Source organism: Kitasatospora sp. NPDC092286 (assembly GCF_044755565.1).
Lineage (GTDB): Bacteria > Actinomycetota > Actinomycetes > Streptomycetales > Streptomycetaceae > Kitasatospora.
Genome location: NZ_JBIVRD010000023.1, coordinates 17,491 through 41,825, shown reverse-complemented (window position 1 = coordinate 41,825; position 24,335 = coordinate 17,491). Strand labels below are relative to the sequence as shown.

The 24,335-nt window shown below is 73.9% G+C and carries 2 protein-coding genes; both read right to left on the bottom strand.

The window, feature by feature from the left end; all coding sequences use genetic code 11:
* Positions 1-9 precede the first annotated feature (9 nt).
* Positions 10-225, bottom strand: a complete 216-nt coding sequence (locus ACIQIB_RS23095; protein WP_363612527.1) for an MbtH family protein — start codon at positions 223-225, stop codon at positions 10-12.
* A gap of 5 nt (positions 226-230) precedes the next feature.
* On the bottom strand, positions 231-24,314 hold the full coding sequence (locus ACIQIB_RS23090; RefSeq protein WP_400760212.1) for a non-ribosomal peptide synthase/polyketide synthase: 24,084 nt from the start codon (positions 24,312-24,314) through the stop codon (positions 231-233).
* Positions 24,315-24,335: the final 21 nt, after the last annotated feature.

The window sequence follows — 24,335 nt, the reverse complement described above, 5'->3', positions numbered from 1 at the left end:
TCGGCCGCGTTACCGCTGGGCGTCCATGGCGTCGGCCAGGCTCTTGGGCCGCATGTCGGTCCAGGACTGCTCGACGTACTCCAGGCAGGCGGCGTGGGTGTCGGGGCCGTGGGTGACGGTCCAGCCCTCGGGGACGTCCGCGAACTGCGGCCACAGCGAGTGCTGGTTCTCCTGGTTGACGAGCACGAGGAAGGTACCGTCCTGGTCGTCGAAGGGGTTGCTCATGGAAATCAGTCCTCCTGGTTGCGGGTTGGGGTATCACCGGTGGCCTCGGCGAGCTTGGCGGCCAGGATCGGTCCGATCTGGGCCAGCGAGCCGGCTTGGGTCATCCGGTTGTGCCGGGTGGCGATCTCGTGCGATTCGATCCGGCCGGCGATGTAGGGGCGCCAGATCCCGGGCCCGGCGTTGTCCTCGGTCCGGTCGATCGTGGAGTTGAAGAGCAGCAGGTCTCCGTCGAACTCGCCGGGAACGAAGTCGACTGCCAGCTTCGCGTTGTTGATCATGATCTGGACGATGACCTCGATCTGTCGCTCCGTCAGCCCGGCCAGCGCGCTGCCCCGCCGGTTCAGGATCTCGGCGACCTCGCCGTAGGTCAGCGCCCGGTCGCCCAGCTCGTCCGGGTCGACGTCGAGCACACCGACCAGCACGTCCCGCTCGGTGGGCACGGGCACCTCCTCGAACTGCACGTCCTTCACCGGGTAGGCGTCGAGGATCGCCAGCAGTGCGGTGCGCTCGCCGCGCGACTGGAGCTCGCAGGCGAGCGCGTGGGCGATCAGCCCGCCGGCGGACCAGCCGAGCAGCAGGTACGGGCCCTCCGGCTGGATCTTGCGGATCTGCTCGGCGTAGTCGGCCGCCATCTCCTCGAAGGACGTCGGCAGCGGTTCGGGCCGGCCGAGGCCGCGCGCCTGGATCGCGTAGACCGGGTGCTGGGGACCGACGTGGTTCAGCAGCCCGCTGTACGACCAGCTGATGCCGCCGCCGGGGTGGATGCAGAACAGCGGTGTCCCGTTCCCGGTGGTGCGCAGCGGCAGCACCACGTCCAGCGCGTCATCGGGATCGTTCATGACCAGGCGTTCGGTGAGCCCGGCCACGGTCGGCGCTTCGAACAGCGTGCGCAGGCCCAGCTCGACGCCGAGGGTCTCGCGGACGCGGGACGCCAGGCGGGCGGCCAGCAGCGAGTGCCCGCCCAGGCCGAAGAAGCTGTCGTCGATGCGGACCTGCTCCCGGCCGAGGACCTCGGCGAACAGGTCGCACAGCAGCTGCTCCTGCGGCGTCCGGGGGCCGCGTCCGGTGCCCGGCGCACCGTACTCGGGGGCGGGCAGGGCAGCCCGGTCCAGCTTGCCGTTGGCGGTCAGCGGCAGCGCGTCCACGGTGACGAACGCCGACGGCACCATGTACTCGGGCAGCTCGCGGCTCAGCCGGTCGAACAGCTCGCCCGCCTCGGGCACCCCCTCGGGGGCGGCCACCAGGTAGCCGACGAGCCGCTTGTCGCCCGGCTGGTCCTCACGGGCCACCACGGCTGCCTGGGCGACGCCCGGGCAGCTCGCGAGCACGGCCTCGATCTCGCCGGGCTCGATCCTCAGACCGCGCAGTTTGACCTGGTGGTCGGCCCGTCCGGCGAACTCCAGCGTGCCTCCCCCAGCGCCCACGGCCTGGCGGCCGGGAGGTGCCCCCACCGGCCGGGGGTGCCCCCATGCCTGCCACCACGCCAGGTCGCCGGTGCGGTACATCCGGCTCCCGGCCGGCCCGTACGGGTCGGCGGTGAACCGCTCGGCCGTCAGACCCGGGCGGCCGAGGTAGCCGCGGGCCACTCCCACTCCCGCGAGGTACAGCTCGCCGACCATGCCCGTCGGCACCGGCCGCAGGTGGTCGTCGAGCACGTAGGCGCGCATGTTGGCCATCGGCCCGCCGATCGGCACGGTCGCGGCGTGCTCGGGGAGGGTGCGCACCGGGTGGCAGGTGGCCAGGGTCGTGGCCTCGGTCGGCCCGTAGCCGTTGACCACCTCGATGCCGGGGCAGGCCGCGCGCACGCGGGCGACGGCGGCCGGGGAGACCACGTCACCGCCGGTCCAGACCTCGCGGACCCCGGCGAGCAGGCCCGGCCGCTCCTCGGCGACCAGCCGGAACAGGCCGGCCGTCAGCCACAGGCCGGTCACCCGGTGCTCGGTGACCGTCCGCTGCAGCAGGTCGAGATCGAGCCGCTCCGGCGGTGCGACCACGACCCGGCCGCCGCTGAGCAGCGGCACCCACAGCTCGTACGTCGAGAGGTCGAAGGCGGTCGGGGAGTGCATCAGCACCCGCTCGTGTCCGCCGCCGCGCCATTCGGGGGTGAGCGCGAGGCCCACCACGTCGCGGTGGGTGACGGCCACGCCCTTCGGCCGCCCGGTGGATCCGGAGGTGTACATGATGTACGCCAGCTGCCGGGGGTCGCAGGGGACTTCGAGTTCGGACGAGTCGGGCTCGGCCCGGAGCAGCGCGGTCGGCACGTCCTCGGTGAGCACCAGCGCGGCCCCGGTCTCCCGCAGGATCAGCTCGATGCGGGACGACGGGAAGCGCGAGTCGAGCGGCACGTAGGCGCCGCCCGCCTTGACGATCGCGAGGATCGCCACGACCAGCTCCGCCGAGCGCTCCAGCATGACCGCGACCGGTGTCTCCGGCCGGACGCCCCGGCGGATCAGCGCCCGCGCGAGGCGGTTGGTCCGCAGGTCGAGTTCCCGGTAGGTCAGCTCGATGCCGCCGGCCGCGACCGCCACGGCGTCCGGGGTGGCCCGGACCTGGCGGGCGAACAGTTCCGGCACCGCGGCCTCGGGCAGCTCGGCGGTGGCGCCCGTGAACTCGGACAGCAGCCGGTGGCGTTCCTCGCCGGACATGATGTCGATCCGGCTGATCGGCCGGTCGGGGTCGGCGGCCGCCGCGCGCAGCAGCCGCGCCCAGCGGTCGAACAGCAGCTCCACGGTGGGCGCGTCGAACAGGTCGGTGGCGTACTCCACCGCGCCGACCAGGCCGTCGAGGCCGCCGTCCGGGCGGAACTGCTCGGCCAGGCTGAAGGTCAGGTCGACCCGGGAGGTCCCGGTCGGCGCCTCCAGGTGGCCGGTCTCCAGCCCCGGCAGTGCGAACTCGCCCAACGGCGCGTTCTGCAGGGCCAGCATGATCTGGAACAGCGGGTGGTGGGCCAGCGACCGCACCGGGTTGACCACCTCGACCAGGTACTCGAACGGCACGTCCTGGTGGCCGTACGCGGTGAGTGCCTTCTGCCGCACCCGGCCGAGCAGTTCGGCGAAGCCGGGGTCGCCGCCGGTGTCGGTGCGCAGCACCAGGGTGTTGACGAAGAAGCCGACGAGCTCGTCCAGCGCCTGGTCGGTACGGCCGGCGATCGGGCTGCCGATGGGGATGTCCGTACCGGCGCCGAGCCGGGTGAGCAGCGCGGCGAGGCCGGCCTGGAGCACCATGAACATGCTGGCACCTCGCTCGGCGGCCAGGTCCCGCAGTGCCTGGTGCAGTTCGGCGTCCAGCCGGACCACGACCCGGCCGCCCAGCTGGGAGGCCACCGGCGGGCGGGGCCGGTCGGCGGGCAGCTGCACCTGCTGCGGAATCCCCGCCAGCTCGTCCTTCCAGTAGGCCAGTTGCCGGGCGAACAGACTGTCCGGATCGGCGGCGTCGCCGAGCAGATCGCGTTGCCAGCGGGTGTAGTCGGCGTACTGCACCGGCAGCGGGGACCACTGCGGCTCCTCGCCCCGGCAGCGCGCCGCGTAGGCCGCCGCGAGGTCGCCGGAGAGCGGGCCCATCGACCAGCCGTCGGCGGCGATGTGGTGCACCACGACCAGTAGCACGTGCCGGTCGGGGGCGAGCGCGTACAGCGCCGCCCGGACCGGCGGTTCCGCGGCCAGGTCGAAGCCGCGCCGGGCCGCGTCCGCCAGCCGTTCGGCCAGTCGGCTCTCGTCGATCTCGACCACCGGCAGCTCCGGGTGCGCCTGCGAGGCGCTCAGCACGACCTGGTACGGCACGCCGCCCGTCTCCCGGAAGACGGTCCGCAGGCTCTCGTGCCGGGCGATCACGTCCGCCAGCGCGGCGTGCAGGGCCTGCCGGTCGAGTCCGCCGGTCAGGCTCAGTGCGAGCGGCATGTTGTAGGTGGCGCTCGGCCCGTCCATCCGGTGCAGGAACCACAGGCGGCGCTGGGCGAAGGACAGCGGTACCAGCTCGGGACGCGGGTGGGCGGTCAGTGCGGGCCGCGCCGTTCCGGAGCCGTCGAGACGGGCCGCCAGCTTGGCCACGGTCGGGGTCTCGAACAGCGTGCGGACCTCCAGCTCCGCGCCGAGGGTCGCCCGCACCCGGGAGGCCAGGCGGGTCGCCAGCAGCGAGTGCCCGCCCAGGTCGAAGAAGCTGTCCTCGACCCCGACCTGGGCCAGACCGAGCACCTCGGCGAACAGCTCGGCGAGGAGCTGCTCCTGCGGGGTGCGCGGCGCCCGCCCGGCTCCGACCGAGCCGAGGTCGGGAGCGGGCAGCGCGCGGCGGTCGAGCTTGCCGCTGGCCGTCAGTGGAAGCGTCTCCAGCGCCACGAACGCCGACGGGACCAGGTAGTCGGGCAGCCGCCCGCGCAGCCAGTCGCGGAGTTCGCCGATGAGGGCGCCGGTGCCCCTACTGCCGGTCGGGCGGTTGGTCAGCGAGGACAGCGCCCTGCCGGTGGCCCTGACCGGTCGGTACGGCTCGACCGGGGAGCCGTGGTGCGCCCGCGGATCCGCGAAGACGACGTCCACGGCGTCGGCCTGGGTGGCCGACCAGGTGACGCCCACCCAGCGGTCGAGTTCCCGCCCCAGCTCGTGGAAGTCGTCCGGGTCGGGCAGGCCGCCCTCCTCCGGGGCGTGCAGCCGTTCCAGCAGCTCGGCGAGCGAGGCGTCCCCGTCCTGCACCGCGCGGGCCAGGGCGGACTCCCGCGCCACCCGGCGGTTGGGCACCCCGGTGACCCGCAGCACGCCCGCGAGCGGCTGGGCCAGCAGCTCGCGCAGCTCGGCCAGGCCGGCGACCTGCCGCCCCCACTCCAGCTCGACCGGTCGGCCCGGGGCCGCCGGGGCGGCCGGCGACTTGTGCAGCGTCACGTCGTAGCGGTAGCGGCTCAGTTCGTTGTGGTGGCGGCCGCGCTTGACCTCCACGGCCACCACACCGACGTCCGTGCCGTGCTCCCGCAGGACGGTGAAGAAGTCCGGGTCGACCAGGAGTTCCTTCTCGACCCGGACGGCCTGCTCCACGGCGCGGCGCACTGCGGCGAGGTCGGCGCCGTCACCGGTTCGGTGCAGCTGAACGGCCGTGGCCAGCGGGCGCAGCAGCCGCAGGTTGCGGACGTCGCCGATGAAGAGCGCGCCGCCGGGGGCGAGCAGCCCCATCAGCTTCCCGATCACGTCCGCGAGGTACTCGGCGGACGGGAAGTACTGCACCACCGAGTTGATCACGATGGTGTCGAACGTCCCGGTGGGCAGTCCGTCGGTGTCGTGCGCCGGGCGGGTCTGCAGCACGACACGCTCGGCCAGGTCCTCCTGTCGGGCCACCTGGGCGGCCAGCGCGTCGATCGCGGTCGCGGAGAAGTCGGTCGCCCAGTAGGTCTCGCAGTGCGGCGCGACCTGCGAGAGCAGCAGTCCGGTACCGACGCCTACCTCCAGCACCCGGCGGGGGCGCAGGGCCAGGATGCGGGCCACGGTGGCGTCCCGCCACTCCCTCATCTGCTCGACCGGGATCGGGCTCGCGTCGTAACTGCTGTTCCATCCCACGAAGTTCCGGCCGAAGGCGGCTTCCTCGGGGGTGATGGGCAGGGCGTCGTAGATGTCCTGCCACTCGCCCACGTGGTCGGCTTCGAGACCGCTGTCCCGGGACGCCTCCAGACGCGGGACGACGTAGCCGATGAGCCGGTCGTCCTGGGCGAGGACGGCGGCCCGGGCGACGGCGGGGTGCTCGGCCAGGGCCGCCTCGACCTCGCCGGGCTCGACCCGGAAGCCGCGCACCTTCACCTGGTCGTCGGCCCGGCCGAGGTACTCCAGCTGGCCTCCCCCAGCGCCCCCAGCCTGGCGGCTGGGAGCTGCCCCCACCGGCCGGGGGGACCCCCAGGCACGGAACCGCACCACGTCGCCGGTGCGGTACATGCGGTCGCCGTCGTTGCCGAACGGGCAGGCGACGAACCGTCCGGCCGTCAGACCGGGTCGGTTCAGGTACCCGCGCGCCAGCCCGGCGCCGGCCACGTACAGTTCCCCCGGCACGCCCGGCGGCACCGGCCGCAGCCGCTCGTCCAGCACGTACACCCGAGCGTTGGCGATCGGACGGCCGATCGGCGGCACACCCGCCGCCGGGGACAGCGGGTCGCTCATCGTCGCGCACACCGTCGTCTCCGTCGGACCGTACGCGTTGATCATCCGCCGACCCGGCGCCCACCGGGCCACCAGCTCCGGCGGACAGGCCTCACCCGCCACCACCAGCGTGGAGACGGGCAGCGAGTCCTCCGGGAGGGCGGCCAGGACGGACGGCGGCACGGTCACGTGGGTGACCGCCAGGCCCGGGTCGGTCAGCGCGGCCACCGGCTCGGCTGCGGGCAGCACCAGGGCCGCGCCGCGCAGCAGGGCGGTGAAGATCTCCGACACCGAGGCGTCGAAGCTGGGCGAGGCGAACTGGAGCACTCGGCTGCCGGGTTCGATCGCGAACCGCTCGATCTGGGCGGCCACCAGACTGGCCACGCCGCCGTGGCCGACCACGACGCCCTTGGGGCGGCCGGTCGAGCCCGAGGTGTAGATCACGTACGCCGGATGCCGGACATCCAGCGCGACCACCGGGTCGCTCTCCGGCCGGTCGGAGACCTCGGACACCAGCGCCGGATCGTCGACCACCACCACCGGCCGCGCGTCCTCCAGCATGAACGCGATCCGCGCCTGCGGATACGCCGGATCCACCGGCAGATACGCGGCCCCGGCCTTCAACACGCCCAGGACGGCCACCACCGACTCCACCGACCGCGGCAACGCCACCGCCACCAGTTGCTCCGGCCCCACACCCCGAGCGATCAGGGAATGCGCGAACCGGTTCGCCCGGGCATTCAGCTCCCGATACGTCAACTCCATGCCGCCACGGACCAGCGCGACCGCATCCGGCGTCGCCGCCACCTGCACCGCGAAGGCCTGCGGCACCGGGACGGCGCCCACCTCACGGGCTGTCGCGTTGCCCCGCTCCAGCAGCCGGTGCCGCTCGTCCGCGTCGAGGAGGTCGATCCGTCCGATCGGCTGCTCCGGATCGGCGGTGACCGTCTCCAGCAGGAGCGTCCAGCGCCGGGCGAGGGCGGCGACCGTCGACCGGTCGAACAGGTCGGTGGCGTACTCCACCACGCCGACGATCCCGGCCGGACTGCCGTCCGGACCGAACTGCTCGGCGAGGCTCACGCCGAGGTCGAACTTGGCGGTGCCGGTCGCCACCGCGAAGGTGGCCACGTCCAGGCCGGGCAGCGCGAACCGGCCCATCGGCGCGTTCTGCACAGCCAGGATGGTCTGGAACAGCGGGTGGTGCGACAGCGACCGGGACGGGTTCAGCACCTCCACCAGGTGCTCGAACGGCACGTCCTGGTGCGCGAACGCCTCCAGCGCCGTCTCCCGAACCCGACCCAGCAACTCGACGAACGACGGATCACCACTCGTGTCCGTCCGCAGCACCAGCGTGTTGACGAAGAACCCGACCAGCTCGTCCAGCGCCTCGTCCGTACGCCCCGCGATCGGACTCCCGATCGGAACGTCCGTCCCCGCGCCCAACCGCGTGTACAACGTGGCGAGGCCCGCCTGCAGCACCATGAACAGACTGGTGCCGGTACGCCGCGCCAACTCTGCCAGCGCTGTGTGCAGTTCGGGGCTCAGCTGCAGGCCGACCTGGTCCCCGCGCCAGCCCGCGACGGCCGGCCGCGGCCGGTCGGTGGGCAGCGGGAGCAGCTCCGGAAGGCCGGCCAACTGGCGCTTCCAGTAGTCGAGCTGTTCGGCGAACCGGCTTTCCGGGTCGGATGCGTCACCGAGCAGGTCGCGCTGCCACAGCGTGTAGTCGGTGTACTGCACCGGCAGGAGCGACCAACCCGGCGAGCGGCCCTCGCACCGGGCGGCGTACGCCTCGGCCAGGTCGCGGGCCAGCGGCCCGGTGGACCAGCCGTCACCGGCGATGTGGTGCACCACCAGCAGCAGCACGTGCTCGTCCGGCGCGACCGCCAACAGCTCGGCCCGCAGCGGGGGTTCCGCCGCCAGGTCGAAGGGCTGCCGGGCGGACTCGGCGAGCCGCTCCGTCAGCTCGGCCTCCGACACCTCGGTCAGCCGCGCCCGGGGCCGGGCCGCGCCGGGGTGCAGGACGAGTTGGCACGGTACGCCGTCGACCTCCGGGAAGACCGTCCGCAGGCTCTCGTGCCGGGCCACCACGTCGGCCAGTGCCTCGTCCAGTGCCGCCCGGTCGAGTGTCCCGGTCAGTCGGAGCGCCAGCGGAATGTGGTAGGTCGCGGTGCTGCCGTCCATGCGGTGCAGGAACCAGAGCCGGCGCTGGGCGAAGGAGAGCGGCACAGCCTCGGGCCGCTCGTGCGCGGTCAGCGCCGGGCGGGCGCGGCCCGCCTCGCTCAGCGCCGCGGCCAGGCCCGCCACGGTGGGTGCCTGGAAGAGCGCACGCAGCCCCAGTTCCACACCGAGCACCGAGCGCACCCGCGCGGCCAGCCGGGTGGCGAGCAGGGAGTGCCCGCCCAGCTCGAAGAAGTCGTCGTCGACCCCGACCTTCGCCAGCCCGAGCACCTCCGCGAACAGCCCGCAGAGGATCTGCTCCTGCGGGGTGCGCGGCGCGCGGCCCGCCTCCGTGGTCACGGCCTCGGGCGCAGGGAGCGCCGCCCGGTCCAGCTTCCCGTTCGGCGTCACCGGCAGCGTGTCCAGCACCACGAAGACGGCCGGCACCAGGTAGTCCGGCAGGCGCTCGCGCAGGTGTGCCGCCAGCTCCGCCGGGCGAACCGCCGCGCCGGACCGCACGGCCACGTAGCCGATGAGCCTCTCCTCCTGGGCGAGGACGGCGGCCCGGGCCACGGCGGGGTGCTCGGCCAGGGCCGCCTCGACCTCGCCCAGCTCGACCCGGAAGCCGCGCACCTTCACCTGCTGATCGGCCCGGCCGACATACTCCAGCTCGCCGTCCGTGCGTCGCCGCACCAGGTCGCCGGTGCGGTACATCCGGTCACCGTCCGGGCCGAACGGGCAGGCGACGAACCTCCCGGCCGTCAGACCGGGCCGGTTCAGGTAGCCGCGCGCCAGACCCGGGCCGGCGACGTACAGCTCCCCCGCGACGCCCGGCGGCACCGGCCGCAGCCGCTCGTCCAGCACGTACACCCGGAAGCCCGCGACCGGTCGGCCGATCGGCGGCACACCGGAGGCCGGCGACAGCGGGTCGCTCATCGTCGCGCACACCGTCGTCTCCGTCGGACCGTACGCGTTGATCATCCGCCGGCCCGGCGCCCACCGGGCCACCAGCTCCGGCGGGCAGGCCTCACCTGCCACCACCAGCGTGGACGCGGCCACCGAGCCCTCCGGCAGGGCGGCCAGGGCCGAGGGCGGCAGGGTGACGTGGGTGACGGTCAGCCGGCGGTCCGTCAGGGTCTCCAGCGGGGCCTCGGCCGGGGCCAGGACGAGGGCGGCGCCGGTCAGCAGGGCGCTGCACAGGTCCCAGAAGGACGCGTCGAAGCTGGGCGAGGCGAACTGGAGCACCCGGCTGCCCGGCGCCACGCCGAGCCGCTCGGCCTGCGCCGCCACCAGGCCCGACACACCGCTGTGGCTGACCGCCACGCCCTTGGGGCGGCCGGTCGAGCCCGAGGTGTAGATCACGTACGCCGGGTGCCGGACATCCAGCGCGACCTCCGGGTCGTTCTCCGGCCGGTCGGAGACCTCGGACACCAGCGCCGGGTCGTCGACCAGCAGCGCCGGACGGGCATCGTCCAGCATGAACGCGATCCGCGCCTGCGGATACGCCGGATCCACCGGCAGATACGCGGCCCCGGCCTTCAACACGCCCAGGACGGCCACCACCGACTCCACCGACCGCGGCAGCGCCACCGCCACCACCTGCTCCGGGCCCACACCCCGGGCGATCAGCGCATGCGCGAACCGGTTCGCCCGGACGTCCAGCTCCCGGTACGTCAGCTCGGTGCCGCCGCAGACCAGCGCGACCGCATCCGGCGTCGCCGCCACCTGCGCCGCGAACAGCTCCGGCAGGCTCGCCTTGGCCGCCCCGTCCCCGACGGCGGGCAGCAGTTCGGCGCGCTCCTCGGCGGACAGCAGGTCGATCCCGCCGATCGGCCGTTCCGGGGCTGCGGCGACCGCGGCCAGCAGCCTGGTCCAGCGGGCGACCAGCGTCTCGACCGTCGCACGGTCGAACAGGTCGGTGCTGTACTCGACCGCACCGCTGAGCCCGGCCGGCGCGCCGCCCGGTCCGTGCTCCTCCGCGAACCCGAAGGTCAGGTCGAGCCGCGCGGTCCCCGTGGTCACGGCCATCCCGGAGACCCGCAGGCCGGGGAGGTCGAAGTCGCCGCCCGGCGCGTTCTGCACGACCAGCCCGGTCTGGAACAGCGGGTGGTGCGACAGCGACCGGGACGGGTTCAGCACCTCCACCAGGTGCTCGAACGGCACGTCCTGGTGCGCGAACGCCTCCAGCGCCGTCTCCCGAACCCGACCCAACAGCTCCACGAACGACGGATCACCACTCGTGTCCGTGCGAAGCACCAGGGTGTTGACGAAGAACCCGACCAGCTCGTCCAGCGCCTCGTCCGTACGCCCCGCGATCGGACTCCCGATCGCGATGTCCGTCCCCGCACCCAACCGCGTGTACAACGCGGCGAGCGCCGCCTGCAGCACCATGAACAGGGTCGCCCCCGAGCGCCGCGCCAACTCCGCGAGCGCCGCGTGCAGTTCGGCGTCGATCCGGACGTCCAGCAGGTCGCCGCCGTACGACATGGCGGCCAGGCGCGGGCGGTCGACGGGCAGTTGCAGCTGCTCGGGCAGCCCCGCCAGCGCCTCGCTCCAGTAGCCGACCTGGCGGGCGAACACGCTGTCGGCGTCGTGCTCGTCACCGAGGATCTCGTGCTGCCACAGGGTGTAGTCGCCGTACGTCACCGGCAGCGGCGGCCAGGCGGGTGTCCCGCCGCCCCGCCGGGTGGCGTAGGCGGTGGCGAGGTCGTGGGCCAGCGGGCCCATCGACCAGCCGTCACCGGCGATGTGGTGCATCACCAGCAGCAGCACGTGCTCGTCCGGCGCGACCGCGAGCAGTTCCGCCCGCAGCGGCAGGTCCGAGGTGAGGTCGAAGCCGCGCACCGCCGCCTCGCGCAGCAGGGCCGGTACCTCCGCCTCCCCGGCCGCGCGCACCGTCAGCGCGACAGCGGCGTCGGTGGCGTCCAGCACCCGCTGGTGCGGGACTCCGCCGGCGTGCGGGAAGACCGTGCGCAGGGTCTCGTGCCGGGCCACCACGTCCGCGAGCGCGGCGTTCAGGGCGGCCCGGTCGAGGGTGCCGGACAGCCGCAGGGCCAGCGGCATGTGGTAGGTGGCGCTCGGCGCGCCGAACTGCTGGAGGAACCAGAGCCGGCGCTGGGCGAACGACAGCGGCATCGGCTCGCGGCGGGGCCTGGGCACCAGGGCCTGCCGCGCGCGGCCGGCCTCGTGCAGGGCGGCCGCGAGCCCGGCGGGCGTCGGCGTCCGGAACAGGCTGCGCAGCTCCAGTTCGACGCCGAGGGTCGCCCGGACCCGCGACATCAGCCGGGTGGCGAGCAGGGAGTGCCCGCCGAGGTCGAAGAAGTCGTCGTCGACGCCCGCCCGCGGCAGGCCCAGGACCTCGGCGAACAGCTCGCAGAGGATCTGCTCCTGCGGGGTGCGCGGCGCCCGGCCGGCTCCGGCCGTGCCCGGCTCGGGCGCGGGCAGCGCCGCCCGGTCCAGCTTCCCGTTCGGCGTCAGCGGCAGCGCGTCCAGCAGCACGAACGCCGACGGCACCAGGTGGTCCGGCACCCGCTCGCGCAGGTACGCCGCCAGTGCTTCCGCGGTGGCCGGTCGCTGCGCCGAGGGCACCACGTACGCGACGATCCGCTGCTCCGGGGCGAGCACCGCGACCTGGGCGACGCCCGGGTGCGCGGTCAGCTCGGCCTCGATCTCGCCCGGTTCGATCCGGAAGCCGCGCACCTTCACCTGGTGGTCCACCCGGCCGGCGAACTCCAGCTCGCCGTCGGCGCGCCAGCGAACCAGGTCGCCGGTGCGGTACATCAGCGAGCCCGCCGGGCCGTACGGGTCGGCCACGAACCTGCTCGCCGTCAGCCCCGGCCGGTTCAGGTAGCCGCGGGCCAGCCCCGTCCCCGCCAGGTACAGCTCACCCGTCACCCCGGGGGCGACCGGCCGCAGGGCCGGATCCAGCACGTACGACCGGCAGTTGGCGATCGGCCGACCGATCGGCACCGGCAGCGGGCAGTCCGCCGGGTCGGCCGGGAGTGCGTAGGCGGTGATCACGTGGGTCTCGGCGGGCCCGTAGTGGTTGTGCAGTACCCGGCCCGGGCGGCGGGTCTGGAAGCGGCGCACCGCGCCGCCCAGCCGCATCGCCTCGCCGGCCTGGGCGACCAGCCGCAGGCTCGGCAGCTCCAGCCCGGCTTCCTCTGCGGCCTCGGCCAGCGCCTCGACCACCAGGTTGGGCGCGAACAGCTCCCCGACCTCGTGCCGGTCGAGCCAGTGCGCGAACAGTTCGGCGCTGCGGCGCTGCTCCTCGGTCGGCACCACCAGGGTCTTGCCGTACAGCAGCGCGGAGAGCACCTCCTGCACCGAGACGTCGAAGCTGATCGCGGTGAACTGCGCGGTGCGGGTGCCGGGTTCGCCGCCGACGGCCTCGTGGTGCCACGCCAGCAGGTTCAGCAGCCCGGCGGCGGGCATCACCACGGCCTTGGGCCGGCCGGTGGAGCCGGAGGTGTAGATGACGTACGCCGGGTGCCGCGCGTCCACGGCGACGGCCGGGTCGTGCTCCGGCCGCTCCTCGGCCGGTGTGACGGCCGCGAGGTCGTCGAACACCACGGCAGGACGCGCGTCCTCCAGCATGTACGCGATGCGGGCGGCCGGGTAGTCCGGGTCGATCGGCAGGTACGCCGCACCCGTCTTGAGCACCGCGAGGACGGCGACCACCAGCTCGGCCGAGCGCGGCAGCCGCAGGGCGACGACCTGCTCCGGCCCCACCCCGCGGGCGATCAGCGCGTGCGCCAGGCGGTTGGCCCGCCGGTTCAGCTCGCGGTACGTCAGCACGGTGCCCTCGAAGACCACCGCCGGGGCCTGCGGGGTCGCCCGGACCTGCGCCTCGAAGAGGGCCGGCAGGCCGTCGGCGGGAACCGGTCGGGCGGTGTCGTTGCGCGCCACCAGCAGCTCGTGCCGCTCCTCGGCGGTGAGGACGTCGATCCGGCTCAGCGGCCGGTCCGGCGCGGCGGCGACCGCCGCCAGCAGCCGCAGCCACCGGGCGACCAGGGCCTCCACCGTGGCGTGGTCGAACAGGTCGGTGCTGTACTCGACCCGCCCGACGATGCCCTCGGCCGTCCCGCCGGTAGCACCGCGCTCCAGCAGGTGGAAGCCGAGGTCGAACATCGCCGTGGGTGTCCGCACCAATTCGATCTCGGCGCTCAGGCCGGGCAGGGCGAAGTCGGTGCGGGGCACGTTCTGCAGCGCGAGCAGCACCTGGAACAGCGGCTGGCGGGCGAGCGACCGGGACGGGTTGAGGGCCTCGACGACGTGCTCGAACGGCAGGTCCTGGTGCGCGTACGCGGCCAGCGCGCCCTCCCGGACCCGGCCCAGCAGCTCGGCGAACGACGGGTCGCCGGAGGTGTCGGTGCGCAGCACCAGGGTGTTGACGAAGAAGCCGACGAGGTCGTCCAGCGCCTGGTCCGTCCGGCCGGCGATCAGGCTGCCGACCGGGATGTCGTCGCCCGCGCCGAGCTTGTCCAGCAGCGCCGCCAGCGCGGCCTGGAGGACCATGTAGGCGCTGGCCCCGTGCTCCCGGCCCAGGCGGACCAGCCCGGCGTGCAGCCCGGCGTCCAGCTCGACCGCGAGGTGGCCGCCGGAACAGGAGGGTGCGGAGGAGCGGTGGCGGTCGGCGGGAAGCCGGATCTGCTCGGGCAGGTCCGCCAGCGTCCGTGTCCAGTGGGCCACCTGGCGGGCGAACAGGCTCTCCTGGTCGGCCGCGTCGCCGAGCAGTTGGTGCTGCCACAGTGTGTAGTCGGCGTACTGGACGGGCAGTGGTGCCCACTGCGGTTCCTCACCCCGGCAGCGCGCCGCGTACGCGGTGGCCAGGTCGGTCGACAACGGGCCCAGCGACCAGCCGTCACCGGCGATGTGGTGGACCACCACCAGCAGCACGTGCTCGTCCGGTGCCGTCTCGAACAGCTCGGCACGCAGGGGTGGTTCGGTGGCGAGGTCGAATCCGCGCGCCGCGGCCGCCACCAGCAGCTCCGGCAGGTCCGTCCCGCCGGTCCTGGTGACCGGCAGCTGCGGCCGGACCGTCCGCGCGTCCAGCACGTCCTGGTACGGCACCCCGTCGACCTGCGGGTAGACCGTGCGCAGGCTCTCGTGCCGGTTGACGACGTCAGCCAGCGCCTCCTCCAGGGCAGCGCGGTCCAGCGGGCCGCAGAGCCGCCACGCCAACGGCATGTTGTAGACGGAGCCGGCGCCCTCCAACTGGTGCAGGAACCACAGTCGGCGCTGCGCGAAGGACAGCGGGACCCGGTCGGGCCGCTCAACGTGGCGCAGTGCCAGCCGCGCCTGGCCGGCCCGGCCGAGTCCTGCGGCCAGCCCAGCCACCGTCGGCGTCTCGAACAGGCTGCGCAGTTCCAGTTCCACACCCAGCGTGGCACGCGCCCGGGCCACCAGCCGAGTCGCCAGCAGCGAGTGTCCGCCGAGCTCGAAGAAGTCGTCGTCGACCCCGACCCGGGCTACGCCCAGCATCTGCGCGAACAGCTCCGCGAGGACGTGTTCCTGTGGTGTGCGCGGGGCCCGGCCGTCGCGTGGCGCGGTGTACTCGGGCTCGGGCAGGGCGCGCCGGTCCAACTTGCCGTTGACGGTCAGCGGCAGGCTCTCCAGGCTCACGAACGCGGTCGGCACCATGTGCTCCGGCAGCCGCTCGCGCAGGTGCGCCCGCAGCGTATCCGGTTGGAGCTCCTCCCCGGTGACGGGCACCACATAGGCGACCAGGCGCTGGTCCTCCGTACGATCCTGCCGGACGATCACGGCGGCCTGCGCGACGTGCGGGTGGTCGGCGAGCACGGTCTCGATCTCGCCGAGTTCGATCCGGAAACCCCGGACCTTGACCTGGTCGTCGGTACGCCCGAGGAACTCCAGGTTCCCGTCCGATCCCCACCGCACCAGGTCACCGGTGCGGTACATGCGCTCGCCGGCCGGCCCGAACGGATCGGCCACGAAACGCCCGGCAGTCAGACCCGGGCGGTTCAGGTAGCCCCGTGCCAGGCCCGCGCCCGCGATGTACAACTCACCCGCCACACCCGTGGGCGTCTGCCGCAACGCGCCGTCCAGCACGTACGACCGGGTGTTGCCGACCGGCCGGCCGATCACCGGGCGCGGGCTCGACTCCAGCGGCGCGATCACCGAGTTCACCGTGCACTCGGACGGACCGTAGAAGTTCAGGCACGACACCCCGTCGGCTGCCCGCAGCCGCTCCCACAACTGCTCCGGAACGGGCTCCCCACCCGCCGCGACCACCGCCGGACGCCACTGCGCATCGCCCAACAGACCTCGCTCGAACAGGACTTGAAGGTACGACGGGGTGGCGCCGACATAGTCCAGCCCGCACCGCGCAGCGTAGTCGACGAAGGCGTCCGGGTCAGCCCAGGTCTCCTCGTCCAGGACGTGCAGTTCGTGGCCCGCGAACAGGCCGAACAGCTGGTCCCAGGACGCGTCGAACGACACCGACGTGGTCAGTCCCACCCGCAGTCGCCCCTTCGGCCGCCGCGCGAACAGCAGCGGCCGCTGGTTGGCGAACAGGTTGAGCAGGCCGCCGTACGTCGACACGACGCCCTTGGGCCGCCCGGTCGAGCCGGAGGTGTAGATGACGTAGGCCGGATGCTCCGGATCGACGGCCACCTCCGGGTCCGCTGCCGGGAAGCCCTCCAGCGTCGCCGCGGTCTCCGGGTCGTCGACCACCAACCCCCCGGCGACACCGGCCCCGGGCAACCGGTCCCGGGTACGGGCATCGGTCACCACCATGACCGGCTGGGCGTCGTCGAGCATGTAGCCGATCCGGGCGGCGGGGTACTCCGGATCGACCGGGACGTACGCGGCACCGGCCTTCAGCACCGCGAGGATCGCCACCACCAGCCCCGCCGAACGCGGCAGGGCCACCGCCACCGGCCGTTCCGGCCCCGCCCCGCGAGCGATCAGGGCATGCGCCAGCCGGTTCGCCCGCGCGTCCAGCTCCGCATACGTCAGCGATGCCTCCGGCCCCACCACCGCGACCGCGTCCGGCGTCGCCCGCACCTGCGCCCGGAACACCTCCGCCAGACTCTCGCTGGGACCCTCGGCCACCGGGCCGGTACCCAGCGCCAGCAGCTCACGCTCCTCCTCCGCGGCGAGCAGGCCGAATCGGCTGAGCCGCCGCCGCGGGTCGGCGACCGCCGCACGAAGCAACCGCTGCCACCACCCGATCATCGTCTCGACGGTGGCCGGGTCGTACAGGTCGCTGGTGTACTCGACGAATCCGTCGATCCCCTCCGGGGAGCCGTCCTCCGCGTGCCGCTCGGACATCGTGAAGATCAGGTCGAGCTTGGCGGTGGTCGTCGTCAACGGCATGTCGCCGACGTGCAGCCCGGGCGGGGCGAAGTCGGCCCGGGGCGCGTTCTGCAGCACCAGCATCACCTGGAACAGCGGGTGGTGCGCCAGCGACCGCGCCGGGTTGAGGGCCTCGACGAGGTACTCGAACGGCAGGTCCTGGTGGGCGTACCCGGCCAGCGCGGTGTCCCGCACCCGGCCCAGCAGCTCGGCGAACGTCGGATCGCCCGAGGTGTCCGTACGGAACACCAGGGTGTTGACGAAGTAGCCGACCAGCTCGTCGAGGGCCTGGTCGGTCCGGCCGGCGACCGGGCTGCCGACCGGGATGTCGTCGCCCGCACCGAGCTTGCTCAGCAGCGCCGCCAGCCCGGCCTGGAGCACCATGAACAGACTGGTCCCGTGTACGCGGGCGAGCTCGCGCAGTCCGCGGTGCAGCTCCGCGTCCAGCCCGGCCGGCACGAAGCCGCCCCGGTGGGAGGCGACCGCCGGGCGGGGCCGGTCGGTGGGCAGCCGGAGCTGCTCCGGCAGCTCGGCCAACTGCCGCGTCCAGTAGGCCGCCTGGCGGGCGAACGGGCTGTCACCGTCGGTGGCGTCGCCGAGCAGCTCGTGCTGCCACAGGGTGTAGTCGGCGTACTGGACCGGCAGCTCCGCCCACTGCGGCTCCTCGCCCCGGCAGCGCGCCGCGTAGGCGGCGGTCAGGTCCTGCGTGAGCGGGCCCAGCGACCAGCCGTCACCGGCGATGTGGTGCAGCACCAGCTGGAGCACGTGCTCGTCCGGTCCGAGCTCGAACAGGCCGACGCGCAGCGGCAGATCGACGGCCAGGTCGAACGGCCGGGCCTTCGCGGTCGCCAGCACGCCCGGCAGCCCGGCCTCGGTGGTCCGGCTCGCGTCCAGCCGCGGGCGGCCCGCCACGACGTCCAGCACCTGCTGGTGCGGCACACCGTCCACCGCCGGGAAGACGGTGCGCAGGCTCTCGTGCCGGGCGGCCACGTCCGCCAGGGCGGCCTCCATGGCCCGCCGGTCCAGGTTCCCGGACAGCCGCCAGGCCAGCGAGATGTGGTAGTTCGCGCCGGCACCCTCCAGCTCGTGCAGGAACCAGAGCCGCCGCTGCGCGAACGACAGCGGGATCCGCCCGGGCCGCGGGTGGGGTGCCAGTGCCAGTTGCGCCCGGCGGGCACCCGCCAGGGCGGAGGCCACGCCGGCCGGGGTCGGGGTCTCGAACAGGGTGCGCAGCTCCAGCTCCACCCCCAGGGTCGCGCGGACCCGGGCGGCCAGGCGCGTCGCCAGCAGCGAGTGCCCGCCCAGGTCGAAGAAGCTGTCCTCGACACCCGCCCCGGCCACCCCGAGGACCTCGGCGAACAGCTCGCACAGGACTTGCTCCTGCGGGGTGCGCGGCGCGCGGCCGGTGCCCGCGGGGGCGAGGTCGGGAGCGGGCAGGGCCCGGCGGTCCAGCTTGCCGTTGGTGGTCAGCGGCAGCGCGTCCAGCACCACGAACGCCGACGGCACCATGTGCTCCGGCAGCCGTCCGGCCAGGTGGGCGCGCAGCTCGGCCGGGCGCGGCGCGGAGCCCGAGGCGGGCACCAGGTAGGCGACCAGCCGGGTGTCGTCGGCGCGGTCCTGCCGGGCCAGCACGGCGACCTGGGCGACGCCGGGGTGCGCGGCGAGCGCCGCCTCGATCTCGCCGAGCTCGATCCGGAAGCCGCGCACCTTCACCTGCTGGTCGGCCCGGCCGACGTAGCGCAGGCTGCCGTCCGCCCCTCGGCGCACCACGTCGCCGCTGCGGTACATCCGCGACCCCGGCGGCCCGAACGGGTCCGCCACGAACCGCCCGGCGGTCAGGCCGGGCCGGTTCAGGTAGCCGCGCGCCAGACCCGCACCCGCGACGTACAGCTCGCCGGGCACGCCCGGGGCCACCGGCCGCAGGCCGGCGTCGAGCACATACGTCCGCAGGTCCGGGAGGGACGTGCCGACCTGTCCTGCGGCGGTGCCTGACCGGTCGAGTGCCGCGTGGGTGACGTGCACCGTGGTCTCGGTGATGCCGTACATGTTGACCAGCCGCGGCGCGTCGTCCGGGTGCCGCTCGTACCAGCTCGCGAGGCGGGCGGGCTCCAGGGCCTCGCCGCCGAACACCACCGTGCGCAGGGCGAGTTCACGGCCGGTCTCGGGCGCCTCGACGTCCGCCTGGATCAGCTGGTAGAAGGCGGACGGCGTCTGGTTGAGCACGGTCACCCGCTCGCGGGCGAGCAGCTCCAGGAACCGGCCGGGCGAGCGGCTGGTCTCGTGGTCCACGACCACCAGTCGGCCGCCGTGCAGCAGCGCGCCCCACAGCTCCCACACCGAGAAGTCGAAGGCGTAGGAGTGGAAGAGCGTCCAGACGTCCTCGGCGGAGAAGCCGAACAGTTCCCGGGTGGTGTCGAACAGCCGCACCACGTTCCGGTGCGGGACCACCACGCCCTTGGGGTCGCCGGTGGAGCCGGAGGTATGGATGACGTAGGCCGGGTGCCCGGGGTCGACCGGGACCACCGGGTCCGTGTCCGGCAGCCCGTCCAGGCCCGCGGCGTCCAGCAGCAGCCGGTCCACCGCCTCCGCGCCCGGCAGGTCGCCGATCCGGCCGGTCGTCACGAGCAGCGCGGGCCGGGCGTCCTGGAGCAGGTAGGCGATCCGGGCCGCAGGGTACTCCGGGTCCACCGGCACGTACGCGGCGCCGGCCTTGAGCACCGCGAGGATCGCGACCACCAGCTCGGCCGAGCGCGGCAGGGCCACCGCCACCAGTTGCTCCGGCCCCACGCCCCGGTCGATCAGGACGTGCGCGAGCCGGTTGGCCCGGGCATTCAACTCCCGGTACGTCAGCGACACTTCGCCGCTCACAAGGGCGGTCGCGGCCGGGTTCGCCCGTACCTGCCGCTCGAAGAGCGCGGTGATACCGCTCTCCGGCAGCTCGCCGTCCCGGCCTTCGCCGGCCGGCAGCAGCGCGCGGAGCTCGTCGGCGGACAGGACGTCCACCCGGCCGATCCGCCGGCCGGGGTCGGCGGACACGGCCCGCAGCAGCCGAAGCCACCGCTCGACGATCCCCGCCACGGTGGCCGCGTCGAACAGGTCGGTGCTGTACTCCACCAGGACCGACAGCCCGTCCGCACCGGGCTGTTCGGCCACCATGAAGGTCAGGTCGCACTTGGCCGTCCCGGTGTGGACCAGGTCGGTCGCCACCCGCAGCCCCGGCAGCTCGAACGCGCCGAGCGGCGCGTTCTGCAGGGCGAGCATGGTCTGGAACAGTGGGTGGTGCGACAGCGACCGGGCCGGGTTCAGCGCCTCCACCAGGTGCTCGAACGGCACGTCCTGATGCGCGTACGCGGCCAGCGCGTCGGCACGCACCCGGCCCAGCAGCTCGGTGAACGACGGGTCGCCCGACAGGTCGGTACGCAGCACCAGGGTGTTGACGAAGAAGCCGACCAGGTCGTCCACGGCCTCGTCGGTGCGCCCGGCGATCGGCGTGCCGATCGGGACGTCGGTGCCCGCGCCGAGCTTGCCCAGCAGGGCGGCCAGCCCGGCCTGGAGCACCATGAACAGGCTGGCCCCGCCGTCCCGGGCGAGCGCGCGCAGGCCCTGGTGCAGCTCGGCATCGATCCGCACCGGCAGGTGGGCACCCCGGTAGGACATCGCCGCCGGCCGGGGCCGGTCGAACGGCAGTTCCACCTGCTCGGGCAGGCCCGCCAGCTGCTCGCTCCAGTAGGCCAGTTGACCGTTCAGCAGGCTGTCCGGGTCCGAGCCGTCGCCGAGCAGTTCCCGCTGCCACAGGGCGTAGTCGGCGTACTGGACCGGCAGCGGCGACCACTCCGGCTTCGCCCCGTCGGATCGGGCCGCGTAGGCGGTCGTCAGATCCTGCGAGAGCGGCCCCATCGACCAGCCGTCACCGGCGATGTGGTGCACCACGAGCAGCAGTACGTGCTCCTCCGGTCCCAACTGGAACAGTTCCGCGTGCAGCGGCGGCTCCGCGGAGAGCTCGAAGCCGTACCGGGCCGCCTCCGCCAGCCGATCCGGCAGGTCGTGCTCGCCGACCTCGGTCACCCGCAGCCGCGGCCGTGCCACGTCGAGGTCCAGCACCCGCTGGCACGGCACGCCGTCGACCGTCGGGAAGGTGGTGCGCAGGCTCTCGTGCCGCTCGACCACGTCCGCCAGGGCGGCCTCCAGGGCTCGCTGGTCCAGGTTTCCGGACAGCCGCAGCGTCAGCGGGATGTTGTACGTGGCGCTCGGGCCCTCCATGCTGTGCAGGAACCACAGTCGGCGTTGCGCGAAGGACAGCGGAACCGTCCCGGGCCGCTCGCGCCGCGCCAGCGCCGGCCGCGCCCGGCCCGCGACATCCACCGCCGCCGCCAGTTCCGCCACCGTCGGCGCGTCGAACAGGTCGCTCAGCCTCAGCTCCACGCCGAGCACCGATCGCGCCCGGGCGACGAGCCGGGTGGCCAGCAGCGAATGCCCGCCGAGGTCGAAGAAGCTGTCGTCCGGCCCGGCCTCGGCCACTCCGAGCACTTCGGCGAACAGCCCGGCGAGCAGGTGCTCGGTCGCGGTGCGCGGGGCGCGGCCCGGGGCGACTGCGGCCTGCTCGGGCGCCGGGAGGGCCCGACGGTCGAGCTTCCGGTTCGGTGTCAGCGGCAGCGCGTCCAGCGTCACGAACGCGGCCGGCACCATGTACTCCGGCAGCCGCTCGCGCAGGTGCTCGCGCAGCGCGGCCGCGGCCACCTCGGCACCGGATGCCGGCACCACGTAGGCGACCAGCCGGGCGTCCTCTTCGGTGCGCACCAGAACGGCGGCCTGTGCGACCTGCGGGTGTTCGACGAGCACGGCCTCGATCTCGCCGAGCTCGATCCGGAACCCCCGGATCTTGACCTGGTCGTCGGTACGGCCGAGGAACTCCAGGTTCCCTCCCCCGGCCTCCGACCGGGGGGACCCCCAGGCGTCCCACCGCACCAGGTCACCGGTGCGGTACATGCGGGAGCCGGGCGGCCCGAACGGGTCGGCCACGAACCGCCCGGACGTCAGACCCGGCCGGTTCAGGTAGCCCCGCGCCAGGCCCGCGCCGGCGACGTACAGCTCGCCCGCGACGCCCGTCGGCATCGGTCGCAACGCGCCGTCCAGCACGTACAGCCGGGCGCCCGGGACCGGCCGGCCGATCACCGGGCGCCGGCTCGACTCCAGCGGCGCGACGACCGAGTTCACGGTGCACTCGGACGGCCCGTAGAAGTTCAGGCAGGACACCCCGTCGGCCTCACGGAGTTGCTCCCACAGCCGCTCCGGAACGGCCTCCCCGCCGGCTGCGACCACCGCCGGACGCCACTGCGGATCGTCCAGCAGTCCCCGTGCGACGAGGACTTCGAGGTAGGACGGGGTGGCCTCGATGAAGTCGAGGCCACGGCTCCGGGCGTAGTCGACGAAGGCGTCCGGGTCGGTCCAGGTCGCGTGGTCCGGGACGTGCAGCTCGTGGCCCGCGAACAGGGCCAGCAGTTGGTTCCAGGAGGCGTCGAACGACACCGACGTGGTCAACGCCACCCGCAACCGTTGCCGGTCCTTCAGCAGTGGCGGGAACAGTGTCTGCTGCTGACCGGCGAACAGGTTGAGCAGCCCGCCGTGCGTCGGCACCACGCCCTTGGGTCGCCCGGTGGAACCGGAGGTGTAGATGACGTAGGCCGGGTGCTCCGGATCGACGGTCACCTCCGGATCCGCTGCCGGGCAGTCCGCCACCAGCGCGGCCGTCCCCGGGTCGTCGACCACCAGCCGCTCGGCGGCACCGGGCTCCGGCAGCCGGTCCCGGGTGCGGGAGTCGGTCACCACCAGGACCGGCCGGGCGTCGTCGAGCACGTACCCGATCCGGGCGGCGGGGTACTCGGGATCGACCGGGACGTACGCCGCCCCCGCCTTGAGCACCGCGAGGATCGCGACCACCAGCTCGGCCGAGCGCGGCAGGGCCACCGCCACCAGCCGCCCCGGCCCCACCCCACGGGCGATCAGGGCGTGCGCCAGCCGGTTCGCCCGCGCGTCCAACTCCGCGTACGTCAGGGACGCGTCCGGCCCCACCACCGCGACAGCGTCCGGCGTCGCCCGCACCTGTGCCCGGAACACCTCCGGCAGGCTGCCGGAGGAGCCCTCGGCCACCGGGCCGGCGCCCAGCTCCAGCAGTTCCCGCTCCTCGTCCGCGGTGACCAGGCCGAGCCGGCCGACCGGCCCCTGCGGGGCGCAGTCCGCGACGGTGTCCAGAAGTGCGAGCAGACGCCTTTGGTGGACGGCGAGTTCGTCGTTGCTCCAGGTCCGGGGCGCGCCCTTGAGTTCGACCCGGAGTTCGTTGTCTCCCCGCCGACCGGTGATCCAGAGGGACAGCCCGGTGATCGGCTCCGGGAGCAGGTAGTGCAGCGTGGCGGGGTGCCCGGCGAAGCTCAGCGCGGAGTCGAAGGCCATGATGTTGACGACGAGCGGGAACGTCGCCCCACCGGCACCGGGAACGCCGAGGTCCCGAAACACCTCCTCGCTGCGGTAGCGCTGGTGCGCGAGGGCCGCGTCGGACTCCCGTGCCACCTCGGCGACCAGCTCGTGCCACCGCGTGTCCGGTCGCACCGACAGACGGAGGGGCACCACGTTCGCCACCGCGCCGGGGGAGGTCATCAGGTCGCGTCCGGCTCCCTCGCGGCCGGTGACGGGAAGGCCGATCAGCACGTCCCGGTCCCCGGTGAGCCGGTGGGTGTAGAGGGCTGCCGCTGCGATCAGCGGCCGGGACCAGTGGCCTCCCGTCTCCTGCGCCGCCGATCGCAGTGCTTCCACGCGGAGCACCCCCGGTTCCACCGCGGGATGCGGGCCGTTCCCGCTCCGCGGAGCCCGACCGGTGAGCCGGGTCGGATCCGGCCGGCCGGCGAGCAGTTCCGTCCAGTACGACCGGTCGGAGGCGAACTGCTCCGAGGCGCGGTAGTCGGCTTCGCTGCGGAGCAGGACGTCCAGGGAACGGAACGACGACGGCGGGACCGGTCCGCCTGCGGCCAGCGCGGTGTACACCCGCGTGATCCGCCGCCGGACGAGGGAGAGGCCGAATCCGTCCATCACCAGGTGGTGGTAGTTCTGGTACAGGATGTGGTGCGTCGGCGAGAGGCTGATCAGCGCGAAGCTGAAGAGCGGGTCACGGGTGAGATCCAGCGGGCGCACCCGGTCCTGGGCCATCCATTCCAGGGCCGCCGCCCTGGGGTCGGGCTCCGAGCCGAGGTCGAGCCGGGCCGGTGTCCAGTCCCATTCCGCACGGACGATCTGACGCGGGTCCTGCCCGTCGTGGTCGAAGGTCACGTGCAGCACGTCGATCTCGTCGACGACCCGGCGCAACGCGGTCTCGACGAGCTCCCCGTCGACCGGTCCGTGGATCTCCAGGTAATCGCCGATGCGGTAGGCGTCGGGTGCTGTCCGCGCGTGCTGTTCGGCGAGCCAGATCTCGCGCTGTGCCGCGGTCAGGGGAAGGACGTCGCCGTCGCGACGGGACATGGGGGTACCTCCAGAAGTGTG

Coding starts and splice junctions, on each gene's coding strand:
- ACIQIB_RS23095 (WP_363612527.1), bottom strand. CDS start 225: ATGAGCAACCCCTTCGACGACCAGGACGGTACCTTCCTCGTGCTCGTC.
- ACIQIB_RS23090 (WP_400760212.1), bottom strand. CDS start 24,314: ATGTCCCGTCGCGACGGCGACGTCCTTCCCCTGACCGCGGCACAGCGC.